This is a genomic window from Pseudomonas sp. P108 (assembly GCF_032613195.1).
In the GTDB taxonomy this organism is placed as follows: domain Bacteria; phylum Pseudomonadota; class Gammaproteobacteria; order Pseudomonadales; family Pseudomonadaceae; genus Aquipseudomonas.
Window position 1 is genome coordinate 5,020,001 of record NZ_CP126691.1, and the last position, 19,743, is coordinate 5,039,743.

Here is a 19,743-nt window from a genome sequence, read left to right on the forward strand (position 1 = left end):
ATGATCGCGTTATAGAGCGGCTGGAGGCCGGTGAAATCTGGTAACAGAGGGAAGTTCAAACAATAGATGGTGTCCCAGGGCAGGTTCGAACTGCCAACCTTCCCCTTAGGAGGGGGATGCTCTATCCAATTGAGCTACTGAGACACGGGGTTGTCACGAGCAGACGCTGCGTGACGGACGGCCTGCATGTTAACGGCCAAGTCCTGATTTGTCATGTCATCCGTAGCCATATTAAGTGTAGGCATGCACACCGCAATGCTGCGGGAAGTTTTACCGTGCATTTTGCACGCCCTTAAGACGCCACCAATGCAGATTGCAAGCCCTGCAAGCCCAAAAAACCTCTCAAATCCTTGTTTTTAAAGGACTAAACAGCGGTTAGACTGTTGGCACGACGACTGCTTTGCCTGTTCAATAGAAGAACAATCGGAGCGCCGCTCATGAATACCACCCTCTTACTTGCAAACGCCGCTGCATTGGCGATTTTGGCCAGCTTTCACTTTATGCCTGAAAGCGCCACCCAGAAATCGGTAGCCCAACGTATGCCGCATTACCTGCAAGTGCAGAGGCAACCCCAATTGGCAGTTCTAACCGATAAAGACAGCTTTGCTCCAAGAGCTGTCAGCGCCCGAGAGCAAGCCCTGCCACCCCAAATGATCAACCGTCTGGTTTTTTGAAATATCTTCAGGAGTACAGCATGTCAAAGTCAGCCGCAGGATTTCTGATTCTCGCCGTTATGAGTGGTGTCATGCATTTTTCGCTGTTCGAGGACACCGTTGTCACCCTGCCACTGATTGTTTGCGGCGTGTTTTCGGTATTGTTTGTCCTGGCACTGATCGCTGGTCGCAAAATCAAGTTCGATCCGGTACTGCGTTAAACCGGATCACATCCAGCAATTGACTCACCGCGCCCGCCAAGTCGCCCGAATTGTCGATTACATGTACCGACTCATCGCTTGATCTTCTGTCCTTGAACAATGTATTGCGGCCAAGTCGAGCCTCTATCTGTTCAAGTGTCTCCCGACCGCGTCGAAGAAGACGCTCTTGCAAAACCTCGTCATCTACCGTCAATAGAACAGGTACCAACGTCGGGTAGCGCTCCAACGCTTGGCGAAGGTTTGCGCGGGAGCCGTTGACCAGCACGTGCCGCCCCGCTGCCAACAAATGATTCATCTCAATCGGTATTCCATACGCAAGACCGTTAGCATGCCAAGCCAGCGAAAAATCGCCAGCGAACTGACGATTCTCGAATTCCTCGGGCGTCACACCCACCGCATCCTCGCCCACCGACTCGGCTGATCGAGTAATAACCCGCCGGATGATCTCGCAGTTCATTGCCTGCAGTGGTTCACGTGCAGCCTCAATCAAACTGTCCTTGCCCGAACCGGACGGCCCCATCAAATAAATAAGCTTGCCATCCATCCTGAAAACGCCCTCCGGCAGGTGTCTGCCACTAGTAAATCGGCAATTTGCCACTATCCTGTACAGATAAGGAGCAAGGATGCAGAACCCGCATAGCATGCACGTTCTGATGCTTGCGGACATCAATTGATGTACCGCCGGAAGCGGCAAAGGATGTGGACAGAGGCGAAGATTTCCAACCAGTCCGCATTTCTGATAATTGGTGCTGGCATTACGCCTTTACCCAGCTCAATATTTGTCACAGAATTGACGCCAATGATCTGGCAATTTTGAGGCATGATGCGGGCCTCTTAACAATTCAGGTTGAACCATTTGGCGCGGATGCTTGTCCTACCACACATCCTGCGGCCAATCCCGAGAACCGCTCCCCTGAACTAACCGGTTAAATATATGCGCCCATTGAAACAGGCAATTTATTCCAGCCGTACGGCTGACAAGTTCGTCGTACGTCTGCCAGACGGAATGCGTGAACGCATTGCCGAGGTGGCTCGCAATCATCATCGCAGCATGAACTCCGAGATCATTGCGCGCCTTGAGCAGAGTCTTATTCAGGAAGGTGCACTGGGCGAAGAGCTGAGCATGCGCCTGGACAGCCCGGAGCTGTCGTTGCACGAGCGCGAGCTGTTGCAACGTTTCCGCCAGCTATCTCATCGTCAGCAAAACGCTTTGGTGTCCTTGATTGCCCATGACGCCGAAATGGCAGCAGACGCGTCCTGAGCCATACCGAACATCTCAAGCCAGCTTAACTGCTGGCTTTTTTTTGCGCGGAATTCGAGATTTCGCAGACAAGAAAAAGCCCGCCAATAGGCGGGCTGTTTCGATGCAGCTGATCAGAGCAGGAAGATTGTCGCCAGCCCGAGGAAGATGAAAAAGCCACCACTGTCGGTCATCGCGGTAATCATCACACTTGCACCCATGGCTGGGTCGCGCCCCATTTTTGCCAGGGTCATCGGAATCAATACTCCCATCAACGCCGCCAACAGCAAGTTGAGCGTCATAGCCGCGGTCATTACCACGCCCAACGACCAACTGCCGTAGAGAAGATAAGCAACCACACCAATCACACCGCCCCAGACCAGGCCATTGATCAGGCCTACCGCCAGCTCTTTGCGCATCAGGCGCGAAGTATTGCCTGTGCTTACCTGGTCGAGCGCCATGGCGCGAACGATCATGGTGATCGTCTGGTTACCGGAGTTGCCACCAATACCGGCCACAATCGGCATCAGCGCTGCGAGCGCTACCAGCTTCTCGATCGAGCCTTCGAACAGACCGATCACTCGAGAGGCGACAAACGCAGTGATCAAATTGATCGCCAGCCATGCCCAACGGTTGCGTAAAGACTTCCAGACCGAAGCGAAAATGTCTTCCTCTTCACGCAGACCGGCCATGTTGAGAACTTCGTTCTCACTTTCTTCACGAATCAGGTCAACCATTTCGTCAATGGTCAGACGACCAATCAGCTTGCCGTTCTTGTCGACCACCGGAGCCGAGATCAAGTCGTAACGTTCGAACGCCTGAGCAGCGTCGTAGGCATCTTCGTCCGGATGGAAACTCACCGGATCGCTGGCCATCACCTCGGCAACCTGCTTGTCCGGATCATTGACCAGCAGGCGCTTGATCGGCAGCACACCTTTGAGCACGCCGTCGTAGTCAACGACGAACAGCTTGTCGGTATGACCCGGCAGCTCTTTGAGGCGACGCAGATAACGCAGAACAACTTCGAGGCTGACATCCTCACGGATGGTTACCATCTCGAAGTCCATCAACGCGCCGACCTGCTCCTCGTCGTAAGACAGGGCCGAACGGACGCGTTCACGTTGCTGGTTATCCAGGCTCTCCATCAACTCATGAACGACGTCTCGCGGCAGCTCGGAAGCCAGGTCAGCAAGTTCGTCGGCGTCCATGTCCTTGGCAGCAGCCAGGAGTTCGTGATCGTCCATGTCGGCGATCAGCGTTTCACGAACGGAGTCGGATACTTCGAGAAGAATGTCGCCGTCGCGATCAGCCTTGACCAATTGCCAGAGCGTCAGACGGTCGTCCAGCGGCAAGGCTTCAAGAATGTAGGCGACGTCGGCGGAGTGCAGATCATCGAGTTTGCGCTGCAGCTCGACGAGATTTTGCCGGTGAACCAGATTTTCGACGCGGTCGTGATGCGCGCCTTCCTGGCGATGAGTCAGGTCTTCGACGACCCGCTGGCGCTGCAGCAGCTCGACGACCTGAGCCAGGCGATCCTGCAGGCTTTCTTGTGTTTTCTTTACTTCGATTTCAGACATAGGCGAACTCCACTCCCAGCAGCGGGGCACGCCGGAAGGATCAATCAGTCAATTCATGATTGGTGAAACGGGGTACTGAGTAACTACTGGGTAAGTCCATGGAGGTTTTCCATAAGCCCCGGCGGGGCTGACGGGCGCAATGATACACCGCCTGACGGTTTAAAACGTTAAAAAATCACGGTCGAAACAAGCGCTTGCGAAACAAACCTGAGCACTGTCCTGATCCCTGCACATGCGACGACTCATCCTGAAAAGAAAACACACCAACACTCGAAAATGCAGCGTCTACCCTTGAGCGTAGATCGTCATGGAGGACGCCGAATGCCATTGAAACCATCCCACCTCGTACTCACCAGCCTGCTCTGCCTGCCGCCCACCGGGGCCGCCCTCACCCTCCATCGCTGCGAAGCCGCCGATGGCAGCATCACGTTCACCTCGATGAGCTGTGCACAAGGTGAGCAGCGCTCAGCACAGGAAGTCCACCCCTACTCACCCGGATCAGTTGTGGCAGTGATGCCGGAACACAACCATGAAGAAACATCCGGCATGACAACCAAAGGCCGCGAACCAGGCATCGTTGGCCACACCGAAGACAAATGCGGAAATCTGATCGACGCCAGGCAACGGCGCGCAGCGATCATCAATCGACGCGTCATTGCCGGCATGAACCAACAAGACGTCGAAAGCGCGCTAGGCAAACCGGACAAGGTAAATACCCGAACATCGACGACCAGCTATCGATACGACCTCAAGCGAGGCCGTAGTGCTCAAATTGATTTTGATGAGAGGGGGTGCGTGAAGGCAAAAGCCAAATCCCGGACAGCAAAAAGCCCGCGATAAACGCGGGCTTTTCGGTATATGGTGCACTCGACAGGATTCGAACCTGTGACCGCTCGGTTCGTAGCCGAGTACTCTATCCAGCTGAGCTACGAGTGCAATTTGTGTTTTTAGACCAGACCACAACTGGCTGAAACCAAGTTATTCACATTGCTGCAACTAACTCTTAAATGGTGCACTCGACAGGATTCGAACCTGTGACCGCTCGGTTCGTAGCCGAGTACTCTATCCAGCTGAGCTACGAGTGCATTTGTGTTTTTAGACCAGATCACATCTGGTTGAAGCCGAGTTATTTACATCGCTGTAACTAACTCTTAAATGGTGCACTCGACAGGATTCGAACCTGTGACCGCTCGGTTCGTAGCCGAGTACTCTATCCAGCTGAGCTACGAGTGCATTTGTTGCGCCGCATTATAGCCCGTCTAATCTCTATTCCAACCACTTTTTCTATTAATTTCAACAACTTACAGAAAAAGCCAGATTACGACGTACTAAGCAAATAATGGCGGAGAACGGGGGATTCGAACCCCCGACACCCTTTTGAGGTGTACTCCCTTAGCAGGGGAGCGCCTTCGGCCACTCGGCCAGCTCTCCGCAACACGGGGCGTATCTTAACCAACCTTTTCCCCGTTTGCAAACATAAAAATCGATAAAAATTAATGGCTTGGTTCTTCGTCCTTCTCTTTCTTTATACGCAGGTAAATTTCCTCACGGTGCACAGCAACCTCTTTCGGGGCGTTGACGCCGATACGCACTTGGTTTCCTTTAACGCCGAGCACGGTCACGGTGATTTCGCCATCACCGATAATCAGGCTTTCTGCGCACCGACGAGTCAGAATCAGCATACCTTTCTCCTCACGCAATTCAGTTCAGGGACAACAGTCTGCAAAAAAAAGGCACCCGACCTACAACCGGAGCGATCGTAGCCCTACATGCCTGAGTATTGACCAGCGCGAGCAAAAGAACAGTTCAGGGCTCGCGCCATTCAAAAAATAAAGGGCGCGGTCAGACCGCGCCCTTCAAGAAACGGAATTACTCGCCTTGACGGGCCGGAGCATCCAGTTCGAAAGCCGTGTGCAGGGCGCGCACAGCCAGTTCCAGGTACTTCTCTTCAATCACCACGGAAACCTTGATTTCCGAAGTCGAGATCATCTGGATGTTGATGCTTTCCTTTGCCAGGGATTCGAACATGCGGCTGGCCACGCCTGCGTGAGAACGCATGCCGACGCCGACGATCGAGACCTTGGCAATCTTGGTGTCGCCTACGACTTCACGGGCACCGATCTCGCGAGCGGTGTTTTCCAGCACGGTCTGTGCGGCCTGGTAGTCGTTGCGGTGCACGGTGAAGGTGAAGTCGGTGGTGTTATCGTGCGCGACGTTCTGCACGATCATGTCGACTTCGATGTTCGCGGCACTGATCGGGCCGAGAATCTTGAACGCCACACCCGGGGTGTCTGGCACGCCACGGATGGTCAGCTTGGCTTCATCGCGGTTGAAAGCGATGCCGGAAATGATCGGCTGTTCCATGGTTTCCTCTTCATCAATAGTAATGAGGGTGCCCGGACCCTCCTTGAAGCTGTGCAGTACGCGCAGCGGAACGTTGTACTTGCCGGCGAATTCCACCGCACGGATCTGCAACACCTTGGAACCGAGGCTGGCCATTTCCAGCATCTCTTCGAAGGTGATCTTGTCCAGACGCTGAGCGACCGGCACAACGCGCGGATCGGTGGTGTAAACACCATCAACGTCGGTGTAGATCTGGCACTCGTCAGCCTTCAACGCAGCAGCCAGTGCCACGCCGGTGGTGTCAGAACCGCCACGACCCAGGGTGGTAATGTTGCCGTGCTCGTCGACGCCCTGGAAACCGGCGACAACTACCACGCGACCCGCTTTCAGATCGCCACGAATCTTCTGGTCATCAATCTGCAAGATACGCGCTTTATTGTGCGCACTGTCGGTCAGGATCCGCACCTGATTACCGGTGTACGACACCGCCGGCACACCGCGCTTGATCAGCGCCATGGCCAACAGGGCAATCGTCACCTGCTCACCGGTGGAAACGATCACGTCCAGTTCACGCGGAACCGGTTGGCCGTCGCCACTGATTTGCTTGGCCAGATCGATCAGACGGTTGGTTTCGCCGCTCATTGCAGACAGCACAACCACCAGGTCATCGCCGGCATCGCGGAATTTCTTAACCTTGTCGGCGACCTGCTCGATTCTCTCGACAGTACCGACCGAGGTGCCTCCAAATTTCTGTACGATCAAAGCCATTTCAAAGCCGCCTCTGCCCATGAAGGGCGCCCAATAATCACTCGAACAGCCGCCGGGCCCGCCACTAGACTGCGGGCCCGACGGGCCGTCTTATAAACCCTGCTCGACGAATGGAACGGTCAGCGCCAGTGCGCCATCCAGCGCGCCGGCATCAACACCGCCGCCCTGCGCCATGTCCGGACGACCACCGCCCTTCCCGCCCACTGCCGCAGCAGCCTGTTTCATCAAATCACCGGCTTTGAGTTGGCCAGTCAGGTCTTTGGTTACGCCTGCAACCAGAACGACCTTTTCCTCATGGACACTGCCGAGCAGGATCACTGCGCGGCCGAGTTTGTTCTTCAACTGATCAACCAGCGCCAACAGCGCCTTGGCGTCCTGACCATCCAGACGTGCGGCCAAAACCTTCACGCCTTTGACGTCCAGAGCCGAGGACGACAGATCGTCGCCCGCAGCACTGGCCGCCTTGGCTTGCAACTGCTCGAGCTGCTTCTCCAGTTGGCGATTGCGCTCCAGCACAGCCGACAGCTTGTCGATCAGGTTGTCGCGGCTGCCCTTGACCAGGCTGGCCGCTTCCTTGAGTTGTTCTTCTGCAGCATTCAAGTAGGCCAGTGCCGCAGCACCGGTCACTGCTTCGATACGACGCACGCCCGAGGCCACACCGCCTTCGCTGATGATTTTCAGCAGGCCGATGTCGCCGGTACGGTTGGCGTGGATACCGCCGCACAGCTCGACGGAGAAATCGCCGCCCATGCTCAGCACGCGCACGTTGTCGCCGTACTTCTCGCCGAACAGCGCCATCGCGCCTTTGTTCTTGGCGGTTTCGATGTCGGTTTCTTCGGTTTCAACCGCCGAGTTCTTGCGGATCTCGGCGTTGACGATGTCTTCCAGCGCTTTGATCTGCTCAGGCTTGATCGCTTCAAAGTGGCTGAAGTCGAAACGCAGACGCTGGCTATCCACCAACGAACCTTTCTGCTGAACGTGCTCGCCCAGTACCTGACGCAGTGCCGCGTGGAGCAAGTGGGTTGCCGAGTGGTTCAACGAAGTCGCGTGACGCACTTCGGCATCGACGTGGGTTTCCACTGGCGCGCCGATGGTCAGGCTGCCCGAATCCAGCACGCCGTGGTGCAGGAATGCGCCGCCAGTCTTGGTGGTGTCACGTACGTCGAAACGTGCGCTGCCCGCCTGAAGGAAACCGCAGTCGCCGATCTGGCCGCCGGATTCAGCGTAGAACGGCGTCTGGTTCAGAACGATCACCGCCTCTTCGCCTTCATTCAAGACGTCGACCGACTGGCCATCTTTATAGATAGCGACAATTTTTGCCGAACCGCTGGTGTCTTTGTAGCCGGTGAATTCGGTGGCCACATCAACCTTGACCAAGGTGTTGTAGTCCAGACCGAACGAGCTGGCCGAACGCGCGCGAACACGCTGGGCTTCCATCTCACGTTCGAAACCGGCTTCGTCGACCGTCAGGCTGCGCTCGCGGGCGATGTCGGCGGTCAGGTCCATCGGGAAACCGTAGGTGTCGTAGAGTTTGAACACCACGTCGCCCGGCACCACGGTGCCTTTGAGTTCCAGCAGGTCCTGCTCGAGAATTTTCAGGCCGTGCTCCAGGGTTTTGGAGAACTGCTCTTCTTCGGCCTTGAGCACGCGCTCGATGTTGCTTTGCTGCTTTTTCAGTTCCGGGAAGGCTTCGCCCATCTCGGCAACCAGCGCCGCGACGATCTTGTAGAAGAAGCTGCCAGTAGCGCCCAGCTTATTGCCGTGACGGCAGGCGCGACGGATGATCCGGCGCAGCACATAACCGCGACCTTCGTTGGACGGCAACACGCCGTCGGCGATCAGGAAGCCGCACGAACGGATGTGGTCGGACACTACTTTCAGCGAAGACTGATCACCGTTTTCGCAACCGATCGCTTCGGCCGAGGCCTTCAGCAGGTTCTTGAACAGATCGATGTCGTAGTTGGAATTGACATGCTGCATCACCGCACTGATCCGCTCCAGGCCCATACCGGTATCGACCGACGGCGCTGGCAACGGATGCAACACGCCGTCGGCGGTGCGGTTGAACTGCATGAACACGTTGTTCCAGATCTCGATGTAACGATCGCCGTCTTCTTCCGGCGAGCCCGGTGGGCCGCCCCAGATGTGGTCGCCGTGATCGTAGAAAATCTCGGTGCATGGACCGCACGGGCCGGTATCGCCCATGGTCCAGAAGTTGTCGGAGGCGTACGGCGCGCCTTTGTTGTCGCCGATGCGGATCATGCGCTCGACCGGCACACCGATTTCTTTGGTCCAGATGTCATACGCTTCGTCGTCGGAGGCGTAGACGGTGACCCAGAGTTTTTCCTTAGGCAGTTGCAGAACGCCGGTCAGGAAGGTCCACGCGTAGGTAATCGCGTCCTTCTTGAAATAGTCACCGAAGCTGAAGTTACCGAGCATTTCGAAGAACGTGTGGTGACGAGCGGTATAACCGACGTTTTCCAGGTCGCTGTTCTTGCCACCGGCACGCACGCATTTCTGGCTGCTGGTCGCACGGGTGTACGCACGTTTTTCCTGGCCCAGGAAGCAGTCCTTGAACTGGTTCATCCCCGCGTTAGTGAACAGCAGGGTTGGGTCGTTGCCCGGAATCAAAGAGCTGGAGGCTACACGGGTGTGGCCTTGCTCTTCGAAGAAGCGAAGGAAGGCTTCACGGATTTCTGCGCTTTTCATTAGGTTCTTCCACGGAGGCTGCGGCCAAAGGCCTGTTCGAAACGTCAACAGACGAAGCGACGGCAAAGGGCCGCATTATATCGGCCCTGCGCGCGGGGTACAGCGTGTTTATACGATAGAAACGGTCAATTGGACGGCTAACGCTGTCACTTGCGCGAAAACTCGACGAATGTCGCGATCACTTGCTCGATTTGCGAGCGGTTGACGTCCATGTGCGTGACCATACGCAGACGCGCAGCAGCGCTCAATTTGATCCCGCGTTCGCCGGCAAACGCCTTGAGTGCTTCGGCTTTGTCGCCCATTTGCACATAAACCATGTTGGTTTGCACGGGTTCGACGATGAAACCTGCTTCACGCAAGCCATCGGCGAGCAATTGCGCGTTGGCGTGGTCGTCGGCCAGACGCTCGACGTTGTGATCCAGCGCATACAGGCCTGCCGCTGCCAGCAGTCCGGCCTGGCGCATGCCGCCGCCGACCATTTTGCGCAAGCGACGAGCTTTGCCGATCAACTGCTCAGAGCCGCACAGCACCGACCCCACCGGGGCACCGAGGCCTTTGGACAGGCACACCGACACCGAATCAAAGTACTGAGTGATTTCCCGTGCATCCACACCAAGTTTCACCGCTGCGTTGTACAGGCGCGCGCCGTCGAGGTGCAGTTGCAAGCCTTTGTCCTGAGTAAAGCGGCGGGCGCGGGCCAGATACTCCAGCGGCAGCACTTTGCCCTGCATGGTGTTTTCCAGCGCCAGCAAACGAGTTCGAGCGAAATGGAAGTCATCCGGCTTGATCGCTGCCGCGACCTGATCGAGATCCAGCGAACCGTCCGCCTGTACTTCCAGCGGCTGCGGCTGGATCGAGCCGAGCACCGCAGCGCCACCACCTTCGTACTTGTAGGTGTGCGCCTGCTGACCAACGATGTACTCGTCGCCGCGCTCACAGTGCGCCATCAACCCCAGCAGATTACTCATGGTGCCGGTCGGCACGAACAAAGCGGCGGCAAAGCCGAGGCGCTTGGCCAGCTCGGCCTCCAGGCGATTGACCGTTGGATCTTCGCCGTAAACGTCATCACCGGTGTCCGCCGCAGTCATCGCGTCGAGCATGGCCGGAGTCGGTTGGGTGACGGTGTCGCTACGAAGATCGATAACACTCATGAACCTGGCCTCTAATCAGCAGGGGAAATCCCTTTACGAAGTGGAATTACTGCGGTCATCGCGGGGATTAATCAACCCTTGCGCAAGGAAAAGTCATTTCGAGTCGTCAAAAAATTCGATGGCAATCATCAGAAAGGCGCAATGCACAGACACACAATCTGTGTTAAAAACGCTGCGCCGCCCGAGAAAGGGCGGCAAAAACGTTCTCAGGGCGGGGTGCAATTCCCCACCGGCGGTAATTGCGCGCAATGCGCATAGCCCGCGAGCGCTTGGTGCTGACACGGCTTTGGTTGTGCGCGGCGACAAGGTCAGCAGACCCGGTGTGATTCCGGGGCCGACGGTCATAGTCCGGATGAAGAGAGAACGGGATTAACGCCAAAGGGCCGTCCGCGTGCATTCGTGCGTGCGCTCGTACCCTTGAATCCCTTTCGATTCATAACGCCCTGTTTTTCACACAAACAGGAGTCAGAACATGCAACCCACCGCTATCGACAGCAAAAGCAAACACCCTCATGGCGAGCGCGTCGCGTTCATCCAAGCCTGCTGGCACAAGGAAATCGTCGACCAGAGCCGTAAAGGCTTCGTTGCCGAAATGATTGCCCTGGGTTATCAGGAATCCGACATCGATATCTTCGAAGTCGGCGGCGCTTTTGAAATGCCGCTGCACGCCAAGTTGCTGGCCAAGACCGGTCGTTATGCCGGCATCGTCGCGGCAGCCCTGGTGGTGGACGGCGGCATCTACCGCCACGAATTCGTCGCCCAATCGGTGGTCAGCGGCCTGATGCAGGTGCAACTGGAAACCGAAGTGCCGGTGTTCTCGGTGTCGTTGACGCCGCATCACTTCCATGCCGGTGACGAGCATCAGAAGTTCTTCTTTGAGCACTTTGTACACAAGGGTCAGGAAGCGGCAAGGACTTGCGCGGATACGCTGCAGAAGGTTCGGGCATTGCGTCGTACAGAGCCGCGTGCTGTAGCCGTCTAAGCCTCGAACGATCGTTCCCACGCTCTGCGTGGGAATGCCTCAATGGACGCTCTGCGTCCGCTTTGGGACGCGGAGCGTCCCGGGCTGCATTCCCACGCGGAGCGTGGGAACGATCATCGGGTCAGGCGAGATTTTCGTCGGTGGTCGGGACGATCAGAATGCCCGCGCGCAAGCCGTTCTTGACCTTGGGATTGGGGAAGATGATACGTGCGCCCTCTTCCTCAATGATCCAGCGGGTATTGGCCAGATCTTCGGCCAGCACGTAACCCACGTCCAACTCTGAAAAGTTTTCGATGTCCTGCGGCAGGTTCAAGCGGAACGCATCACTGTGCTTGATGATTTCCCGGGCGACACTGAACAGCTGCAAACCGTCTAGCCCCTGCTCCGCCATCTCCGGCTCGGTACCTTCGATGATCTGCTTCAGACGAGTTTCCAGCAGCGAGACGTTAACCCCGTCGTTCTGCCCGAACGGCCGCGCCTTGCCCAGTTCCAGCGTGAAAGCCTCGGCACCGAGCTTGTCGTAGGTGTACGAGCTGAACACGATCGACGGTTTGTTCTGCAACAGCACCGCTTCCATGCCCGCAGCGCGCAGACGTGCCAGCTCAAGACGCGAATGCTGGCGACCTTCCTTCCACGGATACAAGGCAAACTGCTCGATCTTCGAACCGCGAATAGCGGTGTGCAGGTCGTAGTGCAGACGCTGGCGATCCGGTTTGCTGAAAAAGCTCGCTGCCAGACGCTCCAGCTCACAGGCACGCAGTGCTTCGCTGCCACTGCTTTGTTCATGACGGCCGTTGAACAGCCGATTGACGTCCTGCTCGACGAAACGCTCGCCTTTGCGAATCGCTTCCGGGTTGCCAAACAGGAACAGAATGCGTGCGCGCGGCTTCAGATCGCCGCGAGCGATGTCGTGCAGCAACCGATCAAGCAACTCGATCGGCGCAGTTTCATTGCCGTGGATGCCTGCCGACAGCAGCAGGTCCAGGCCATTGTCGCGCGCTTCCGGTGGCCGGACTTCCAGCGCACCTTCGCTCAACCAGCGCATACGCACGCCTTCGACAGTCAGTTGAGTCTTCTCCGCCGGTTCGCGGCCGGCGAGGGTCAGTTCAAGCAGTTTGCCGAGGGCGAGCATAGAACGGTTTCCTTAGTGGTCGTGGTTGCAATCCGGGCCGTGCACGTGGTCTTCGTCGTCGCCGACGTCAGCCGGTTCCATTTCCAGTTGCAGACTTACCAGATTAGTCGCCAATGGGCGCAGCAGCAGGTTGGCGTACTCGGCGTCACCTTCTTCAACGTCCACGCCGATCAGCAGTTGGCCACGGCCGTCCTGCTGGATCCACAGCTCTTTGCCTTGCCACATGACCGCAACGCGGGTGCAGGAAGTCTCCAGTTGCGTGCCGTCGGTGTCTTCAAGGATCAGCTGCAGGGAATCGCTCATGTTTTTACTCTCTTGGGGGAGACAAGCCGCGCGCCGCGTTCAGGCGACGCGCCGGCCATCAATTGATCTGGAATGGATAAACCGCGCCCAGTTTAAGGATTTGCGTCAGTTCATCCAGTGCCGTCCGGCATTCAAGCAGCAATTGCGGATCCGCCAGATCGGTTTCGCTCAGGCGGTCGCGGTAGTGCTTTTCAACCCATGCGGTCAACGAACCGTACAACGGTGGCGTCATGATAACCCCTGGGTTGACGGCTGCCAGTTCGGTTTCGTTTAGCGCGACGCGCAGTCGCAGGCACGCCGGGCCACCGCCGTTCTGCATGCTTTGCTTGAGGTCGAAGACTTTTACTTCGCGGATCAGACCGCCGGAGCTGGTCAGGCTTTGCAGGTAAGCCCAGACGCGCTCGTTGGCCTGGCACTCTTGCGGCACGATCAGCAACATCGAGCCATCAGGACGCGAGAGCAATTGGCTGTTGAACAGGTACGAGCGCACCGCGTCATCCACGGTCACCGCCGAACGCGGCACGCACACGGACTGGAAGTTGCCGCCGACCTTGGCCAGTTTGCTTTGCAGTTCGGCCAGCATTTGATCGGTCTCGAGGAATGCATCCTCGTGATAGAACAGCACTTCACCGTTACCCACGGCGATCACGTCATTGTGGAACACGCCCTGATCGATCACGTTCGGGTTCTGCTGGGCGTAAACCACGCCTTCGTCACGCAGACCGTGCAGACGCGCAACGGCTTGCGAGGCTTCGAGGGTCTGGCGCGCCGGATATTTCTGTGGCGCCGGGAAACGATTGTCGAAAGCACTGCGACCGAACACGAAGAATTCGACGCCCGCCTCGCCATATTCACGGCAGAAACGCGTGTGGTTGGCCGCGCCTTCGTCACCAAATTGCGCCACTGCCGGCAGAGCAGCGTGATGGGCGAAGTGCTGCTGATTGGCGAACATCGCGCCGAGCACGCGACTGGTGGTCGGATGCTCGATGCTGCGGTGGTACTTGCAGTTGAGGTTGGCGGCGGTGAAATGCACGCGGCCGTCTGCGGTGTCGGCACTCGGGCTGACCGTGGCGGCGTTGGCCACCCACATGCTCGACGCCGAGCAACTGGCGACCAGCAGTGGCATGGCTTCTTTGGCAGCGCGCTCGATCACTTGCGCGTCAGTACCGCTGAAACCCAGGCGGCGCAGAGCGGCAACGTCCGGACGCTCCTGTGGCGCCAGCACGCCTTGCTGAAAGCCCATCTCCATCAGCGCTTTCATCTTCGCCAGGCCTTGCAGCGCCGCTTCCTTCGGGTTCGAAGATTGCTGGCTGTTGCTCTGGGACGCAACGTTGCCGTAGGACAGACCACCGTAGTTATGGGTCGGCCCCACTAGACCGTCAAAATTGACTTCATAGGATTTCATCAGCGAGGCTCCACGAGAATCTGTTGTTATAGGCATCAGTAACTATTCTTTTAGACCGAGGCGCGGCCTTCGCGAGCAGGCTCGCTCCCACAGGATTTATGTTGGACACAACATGTGTGAACACCACTGAACCTGTGGGAGCGAGCTTGCTCGCGAATGGGCATCACGCCATTTTCACGCCTGGCGTGAGGGCCGATGGCAACACCAGGCTCGGCGTTTCCAGCGACGCTACCGGGTACGCGCAGTAATCCGCCGCGTAATAGGCGCTGGCGCGATGGTTGCCCGAGGCACCCACACCGCCGAACGGCGCGCTGCTCGCAGCACCGGTCAGCTGTTTATTCCAGTTGACGATCCCGGCGCGGCTTTCCAGCCAGAACTGCTGATAACGCGCTTCGGAATCGGACAACAAACCAGCGGCCAGACCATAAGCGGTGTCATTGGCTTCAGCGATCGCCGCTTCGAAATCGGTGTAGCGGATCACTTGCAGCAACGGGCCGAACAATTCTTCGTCCGGACGCTCGGCAACAGCGCTCACATCGAGAATGCCCGGAGTCAGCAACGCGGCTTGTGCCTGTGGCTGAGTCATTTCCAGCAACGAAACCGCGCCGTTGGCCAACAGATGCTCTTGAGCGTCCATCAGCGCTTTCGCTGCGCCGAGGGAAATCACCGAGCCCATGAACGGCGCCGGTTGCTGATCGAACGCTCCGACTTCAATGGTCGCGCTGACCTCAACCAGGCGCTTGAGCAGGCCGTCGCCCCGCGCGCCTTGCGGCACCAGCAGACGGCGTGCACAGGTGCAACGCTGGCCGGCAGAGATGAACGCCGACTGAATGATCGTGTAGACCGCCGCATCCAGATCCGCGACCTCATCAACCACCAGCGGGTTGTTGCCGCCCATTTCCAACGCGAGAATCTTGTCCGGACGCCCGGCGAATTGCTGGTGCAGATGATTGCCGGTGCGGCTGGAACCGGTGAAGAACAGGCCATCGATGCCCGGGTTCGCCGCCAGTGCGATGCCGGTTTCGCGAGCGCCTTGCAGCAGGTTCAAAACGCCTGCCGGCAGACCCGCTTCGATCCAGCACTTGACCGTCAGCTCGGCGACTTTCGGCGTCAGCTCGCTTGGCTTGAACAGCACGCTGTTACCGGCCAGCAATGCCGGAACAATGTGACCGTTCGGCAAGTGGCCGGGGAAGTTGTAAGGACCGAACACCGCAACCACACCGTGCGGCTTGTGACGCAGTACGGCGGTGGCGTCGCCCAACGGGCCGCTCTTCTCGCCGGTACGCTCGCGGTAGCTCTGCACCGAGATGGCAATCTTGTTGACCATGCTGGTCACTTCGGTCGCGGATTCCCACAGCGGCTTGCCGGTCTCTTCACCAATGGTGCGAGCCAGTTCGTCAGCGTGGTTTTTCAGCGACGCGGCGAAGGCCTCAAGCACAGTGATGCGCTCTTCCAGCGTACGACGCGCCCAGCCCGGAAAGGCCTGACGTGCAGCCTGCACGGCCGATTCAACCTGAGCAGCCGTGGCGCCCTCCCCCGACCACAGCACTTGCTGGGTCACCGGGTTCAGCGATTGAAAGGCCTCGCCCTGACCGGCCAGCCACTCACCTGCGATGTATAGCGAATTCATTATTTCGACTCCCGTGCAGCGGACAACGCCACGGCGCGCACTTGATCACCAGCGTTGAGTTGAAGACGTTTGGCGGTCTGCGGATCGACCACCAGCGTGCCGGCAGCGAGACGCGCCGGCGCAGCGGTGATGCGGCAGTCTTCGCGCTTGCGGTTATGGATGATGAACGGCGTGGCGTCGTCGCCCGGAGTACCGACGGCGAGCACCAGCGCTTCGCTGTCACGCACTGCGCGGATCTTGCCGGTTTCGCATTCGATGGCCGGGCCGGCGTCGAAGATGTCGACGTAACCCTGATAGCTGAACCCTTCGCCCTTGAGCATCGCCAGGGCCGGCTCGGTGTCCGGATGCACCTGACCGATGACGTTACGTGCGCCTTCGGAGAGGAAGCAGGTGTACAGCGGGAATTTCGGCATCAGTTCAGCGATGAACGCCTTGTTGCCGACACCGGTGAGGTAATCGGCCTGGCTGAATTCCATTTTGAAGAAGTGCCGACCCAGACTTTCCCAGAACGGCGAACGGCCGGCGTCATCGGAGACACCGCGCATCTCGGCGATGATCTTGTTGCCGAACAATTCCGGGAACTCAGCGATGAACAGCATCCGCGCCTTCGACAGCATGCGGCCGTTCAGACCGCTGCGGTAATCGGCGTGCAGGAACAGCGAGCACAGCTCGGAATTACCGGTCAGGTCGTTGGCCAGAAACAGCGTCGGAATCTCGCGATAGATGTTCAACTCTTGCGAAGCGCTGACCGTCAGACCGACACGGAAGTTGTACCAAGGCTCACGCATGCCGACAGCACCAGCAATGGCGGAAATCCCCACCACGCGACCGTCGTCGTCTTCGAGCACGAACAGGTAGTCCGCATCGCCACGGCCGGCTTCACCGCGAAAGGTCTTCTCGGCCCAGCCGACCCGGTGGGCCAGACGTTCTTCGTTGGCCGGCAAAGTGGTCAGACCGGTGCCGGTGCTGCGGGCCAGGTCGATCAGAGCGGCTAAATCGCTGCTGCGTACGGGACGAACAATCATGCTATCTCCTCAAACGGGCCGCTTTCGCCACCCGTGAAACTCGCTAAGGCGTTAAACCGCCACCAGGCGCACGCTGGCACCTTCACCGACGCCCAGGGCTTCGGCCGCTTCCAGATCCAGAGTCACCGGTTTGCCCGGCGCGTAATCCAGTTCCAGCAGCACCGCGCGGTAATCCTGCAACTGCGCGTTGGCCACCAGATACTGGCGCCCGGCACCTTTCACCGGCTCGCCGATCTTCACCGGCACCACGCGGCTCTGGGCGATCGAACGAATCCCCGAAACGCGCGCATGCAGGGTCGGGCCACCGTCGAAAATGTCGATGTAGTGATCAGTCTCGAAGCCTTCGCGCATCAGGATGTCGAAGGTGATCTGCGCACGTGGATGCACCTGGCCCATCGCCTCTTGGGCGGAATCCGGCAGCAGCGGCACGTAGATCGGATAATGCGGCATCAGCTCGGCGAGGAATGTACGGCTTTTCAGCCCGCACAGACGCTCGGCTTCGGCGTAGTTGAGGTCAAAGAAGTTGCGCCCGATTGCATCCCAGAATGGCGAGTCGCCGTTCTCGTCGCTGTAACCGACGATCTCGGTGACCACCGAATCAGCGAAACGCTCCGGGTGGCTGGCAACGAACAGCAGACGGCCACGGGAGTTGAGCTCGGACCACGGCGAACCGACCAGCTCGCGCTGCACGTAGAAACTGGTCAGCAAGCTGTTGCCGGTCAGGTCATGGCACTGCGAAAGCACGTGGATCTTGTTGTGGATCTTCAGCTCGCGCGAAGCGTGGACGAAGGTCTCGTTGCGGAAGCTGTAGAACGGCTCCGAATAACCGGCCGAGGCGACAATCGCCGAGCAACCGACCAGTTTGCCGGTGGTGGAGTCTTCGAGGACGAAGAAATAGCTCTCTTCACCGTTGAAGCTCACTTCGGCGGCGAACGAAGCTTCGCTCGCGGCGATCTTGTCGCTCAGACGTTCCACGTCATCCGGCAAGGAAGTGACACCAATCGGGCTGTCCGCAGCCAGACGCTGTACCTCGCCCAGATCAGCCATTTGCGCAGGGCGCATCACCAGCATGGTGTCACTCCTTTCTCTTATCAATTCACAGAAAAAATAACCGGGCCTACATGGAGATCAATGTAGGAGTGAGCCTGCTCGCGATTGCGGTCTGTCAGAAACCAATGAGTCGACTGACATACCGCAATCGCGAGCAGGCTCACTCCTACAGTTGATCTGGTCCGGCATAAAATTTTGATCGACGCCTGAAAAACTCCAGGCGCCGAAGGGTCTATCAGGCTTGCGTCAGTGCTGCAGCAGCGCGTTCGAAACGGTCGAGACCGGCATCGATATCGGCGTCTTCCACCACCAGGCTCGGGGCGAAACGGATCACGTCCGGGCCGGCTTGCAGAATCATCAGGCCTTCTTTTTCAGCGGCGTTGAAGATGTCTTTGGCTTTGCCTTTCCAGGCATCGCTAAGCACGCAACCGATCAGCAGACCGAGGCCACGCACCTGTGTGAACAGGCCGTATTTCTCGCCGATCTGCTCAAGGCGCGCCTTGAACTTGTCGTGCTTGGCGTTCACACCGTTCAGCACTTCCGGGGTATTGATCACGTCGATCACCGCTTCAGCGACCGCGCACGCCAGCGGGTTGCCGCCGTAGGTGGTGCCGTGAGTGCCGACAACCAGATGTTTGGCCAGCGCTTCGGTGGTCAGCATCGCCGCGATCGGGAAACCGCCGCCCAGGCTCTTGGCGCTGGTGAGGATGTCCGGGGTCACGCCGTAATGCTGGTAGGCGAACAGCTTGCCGCTGCGGCCCATGCCGGTCTGCACTTCGTCGAACACCAGCAGCGCGTTGTTCGCGTCGCACAGTTCGCGGGCACCTTGCAGGTAAGCCAGTTCGGCCGGCAGTACGCCGCCTTCGCCCTGGATCGGTTCCAGCACGACCGCACAGGTCTTGTCGGAAACGGCGGCTTTGAGCGCTGCCAGATCGTTATAAGGCACGTGGGTGATGCCGGTGATTTTCGGGCCGAAACCGTCGGAGTACTTCGACTGGCCACCGACGTTGACGGTGAACAAAGTACGGCCGTGGAAGCTGTTCAGCGCGGCGATGATTTCGTACTTCTCAGTGCCGAAACGGTCGAACGCCACACGACGGGCCAGCTTGAACGCGGCCTCGTTGGCTTCAGCGCCGGAGTTGCAGAAGAACACGCGCTCGGCGAATGTGGCGTCGATCAGCTTGTGCGCCAGGCGCAGGGCCGGTTCGTTGGTGAACACGTTGGACACGTGCCACAGCTTGTTCGCTTGCTCGGTCAGTGCACCGACCAGCGCCGGGTGCGCGTGGCCCAATACGTTAACGGCAATCCCGCCGGCGAAGTCGATCAGCTCGCGGCCGGCCTGATCCCAGACACGGGAACCGGCGCCACGCACCGGAATAAAAGCGGCAGGCGCGTAGTTGGGAACCATTACCTGGTCGAAATCGGCGCGTTGTACCGCAGCGTGCTCAACGGACATCGGAGTCTCCTGATGAGGGCCACCCGCCTGAAACTGGCGAGCGATGGGGGGATTGTAAGGACAGTTTTCTGCCCGGCCTTGTCGCCAAGCGACAACTT

At 58.3% G+C, this 19,743-nt stretch carries 18 protein-coding genes, 5 tRNA genes and 1 riboswitch; of the genes, 5 read left to right on the forward strand and 18 right to left on the reverse strand.

Annotated features, from left to right (window positions below):
* Window positions 1-67: 67 nt before the first annotated feature.
* A tRNA-Arg gene (locus QOM10_RS22065) sits at window positions 68-144 on the reverse strand.
* Window positions 145-437: 293 nt separating this feature from the next.
* Here QOM10_RS22065 and QOM10_RS22070 point away from each other — a divergent pair.
* Window positions 438-674, forward strand: coding sequence for a hypothetical protein (locus QOM10_RS22070; RefSeq protein ID WP_127929423.1), 237 nt, complete (start codon window positions 438-440; stop codon window positions 672-674).
* Between the two features lie 20 nt (window positions 675-694).
* A complete protein-coding gene (locus QOM10_RS22075; protein WP_150776407.1) occupies window positions 695-874 on the forward strand; it encodes a PA3371 family protein in 180 nt (59 codons plus the stop codon).
* Here the strand turns inward: QOM10_RS22075 and phnN are convergent.
* On the reverse strand, window positions 849-1,418 hold the full coding sequence (gene phnN / locus QOM10_RS22080; protein ID WP_316916941.1) for a phosphonate metabolism protein/1,5-bisphosphokinase (PRPP-forming) PhnN: 570 nt from the start codon (window positions 1,416-1,418) through the stop codon (window positions 849-851). The genes QOM10_RS22075 and phnN overlap by 26 nt on opposite strands.
* A 390-nt stretch (window positions 1,419-1,808) precedes the next feature.
* Between phnN and QOM10_RS22085 the strand changes: the two genes are divergently transcribed.
* Window positions 1,809-2,135, forward strand: a complete 327-nt coding sequence (locus QOM10_RS22085; RefSeq protein WP_003178899.1) for an Arc family DNA-binding protein — start codon at window positions 1,809-1,811, stop codon at window positions 2,133-2,135.
* A 113-nt stretch (window positions 2,136-2,248) separates the two neighbouring features.
* Here QOM10_RS22085 and mgtE read toward each other — a convergent pair whose 3' ends face one another.
* Window positions 2,249-3,691 carry a magnesium transporter gene (gene mgtE / locus QOM10_RS22090; protein ID WP_007919330.1) on the reverse strand — a complete coding sequence of 481 codons (1,443 nt, stop codon included), beginning with the start codon at window positions 3,689-3,691 and terminating at the stop codon, window positions 2,249-2,251.
* Window positions 3,692-4,012: 321 nt separating this feature from the next.
* On the opposite strand from mgtE, the gene QOM10_RS22095 reads away from it, so the two are divergent.
* On the forward strand, window positions 4,013-4,531 hold the full coding sequence (locus QOM10_RS22095; protein WP_127929426.1) for a cell envelope protein SmpA: 519 nt from the start codon (window positions 4,013-4,015) through the stop codon (window positions 4,529-4,531).
* A 19-nt stretch (window positions 4,532-4,550) separates the two neighbouring features.
* Here the strand turns inward: QOM10_RS22095 and QOM10_RS22100 are convergent.
* From QOM10_RS22100 to ltaE, 8 genes are all read right to left on the reverse strand, one after another.
* Window positions 4,551-4,627: transfer RNA gene (locus QOM10_RS22100), tRNA-Arg, on the reverse strand.
* Window positions 4,628-4,699: 72 nt separating this feature from the next.
* A tRNA-Arg gene (locus tag QOM10_RS22105) sits at window positions 4,700-4,776 on the reverse strand.
* Window positions 4,777-4,847: 71 nt separating this feature from the next.
* Window positions 4,848-4,924, reverse strand: a tRNA-Arg gene (locus QOM10_RS22110).
* Window positions 4,925-5,031: 107 nt separating this feature from the next.
* Window positions 5,032-5,122 (reverse strand) — tRNA-Ser (locus tag QOM10_RS22115).
* Window positions 5,123-5,184: 62 nt separating this feature from the next.
* Window positions 5,185-5,373, reverse strand: a complete 189-nt coding sequence (gene csrA, locus QOM10_RS22120; protein WP_002554426.1) for a carbon storage regulator CsrA — start codon at window positions 5,371-5,373, stop codon at window positions 5,185-5,187.
* A 187-nt stretch (window positions 5,374-5,560) separates the two neighbouring features.
* Window positions 5,561-6,802, reverse strand: a complete 1,242-nt coding sequence (locus QOM10_RS22125; protein WP_008086083.1) for an aspartate kinase — start codon at window positions 6,800-6,802, stop codon at window positions 5,561-5,563.
* Between the two features lie 90 nt (window positions 6,803-6,892).
* Entirely contained in the window at window positions 6,893-9,511 is a 2,619-nt protein-coding gene (gene alaS / locus QOM10_RS22130; protein ID WP_150750296.1) for an alanine--tRNA ligase, read from the reverse strand.
* A gap of 146 nt (window positions 9,512-9,657) precedes the next feature.
* Window positions 9,658-10,662: a low-specificity L-threonine aldolase gene (ltaE, locus tag QOM10_RS22135; protein ID WP_150750297.1), complete on the reverse strand. Its 1,005-nt coding sequence runs from the start codon at window positions 10,660-10,662 to the stop codon at window positions 9,658-9,660.
* A gap of 198 nt (window positions 10,663-10,860) precedes the next feature.
* Window positions 10,861-11,031: riboswitch (FMN riboswitch) on the forward strand.
* A 103-nt stretch (window positions 11,032-11,134) separates the two neighbouring features.
* Here ltaE and QOM10_RS22140 point away from each other — a divergent pair.
* Window positions 11,135-11,644, forward strand: coding sequence for a 6,7-dimethyl-8-ribityllumazine synthase (locus QOM10_RS22140; protein WP_016983960.1), 510 nt, complete (start codon window positions 11,135-11,137; stop codon window positions 11,642-11,644).
* A 121-nt stretch (window positions 11,645-11,765) separates the two neighbouring features.
* On the opposite strand, the gene astE is transcribed toward QOM10_RS22140, so the two are convergent.
* The 7 genes from astE to QOM10_RS22175 all read right to left on the reverse strand — a co-directional run bounded on the left by astE (window position 11,766) and on the right by QOM10_RS22175 (window position 19,645).
* Window positions 11,766-12,776 carry a succinylglutamate desuccinylase gene (astE, locus tag QOM10_RS22145; RefSeq protein ID WP_150750298.1) on the reverse strand — a complete coding sequence of 337 codons (1,011 nt, stop codon included), beginning with the start codon at window positions 12,774-12,776 and terminating at the stop codon, window positions 11,766-11,768.
* Window positions 12,777-12,788: 12 nt separating this feature from the next.
* Window positions 12,789-13,079, reverse strand: a complete 291-nt coding sequence (locus QOM10_RS22150) for a hypothetical protein (RefSeq protein ID WP_007919345.1) — start codon at window positions 13,077-13,079, stop codon at window positions 12,789-12,791.
* Window positions 13,080-13,137: 58 nt separating this feature from the next.
* Complete coding sequence (gene astB / locus QOM10_RS22155) at window positions 13,138-14,484, reverse strand: N-succinylarginine dihydrolase (protein WP_095048119.1); 1,347 nt, start codon at window positions 14,482-14,484, stop codon at window positions 13,138-13,140.
* A 163-nt stretch (window positions 14,485-14,647) separates the two neighbouring features.
* Window positions 14,648-16,117, reverse strand: coding sequence for a succinylglutamate-semialdehyde dehydrogenase (astD, locus tag QOM10_RS22160; RefSeq protein WP_316918394.1), 1,470 nt, complete (start codon window positions 16,115-16,117; stop codon window positions 14,648-14,650).
* On the reverse strand, window positions 16,114-17,139 hold the full coding sequence (gene astA, locus QOM10_RS22165) for an arginine N-succinyltransferase (protein ID WP_160041483.1): 1,026 nt from the start codon (window positions 17,137-17,139) through the stop codon (window positions 16,114-16,116). Before astA ends, astD begins: the two co-directional genes overlap by 4 nt.
* A gap of 51 nt (window positions 17,140-17,190) precedes the next feature.
* Window positions 17,191-18,210, reverse strand: a complete 1,020-nt coding sequence (gene aruF / locus QOM10_RS22170; protein WP_007919353.1) for an arginine/ornithine succinyltransferase subunit alpha — start codon at window positions 18,208-18,210, stop codon at window positions 17,191-17,193.
* Between the two features lie 214 nt (window positions 18,211-18,424).
* Window positions 18,425-19,645: an aspartate aminotransferase family protein gene (locus QOM10_RS22175; protein WP_008077923.1), complete on the reverse strand. Its 1,221-nt coding sequence runs from the start codon at window positions 19,643-19,645 to the stop codon at window positions 18,425-18,427.
* Window positions 19,646-19,743 lie beyond the last annotated feature (98 nt).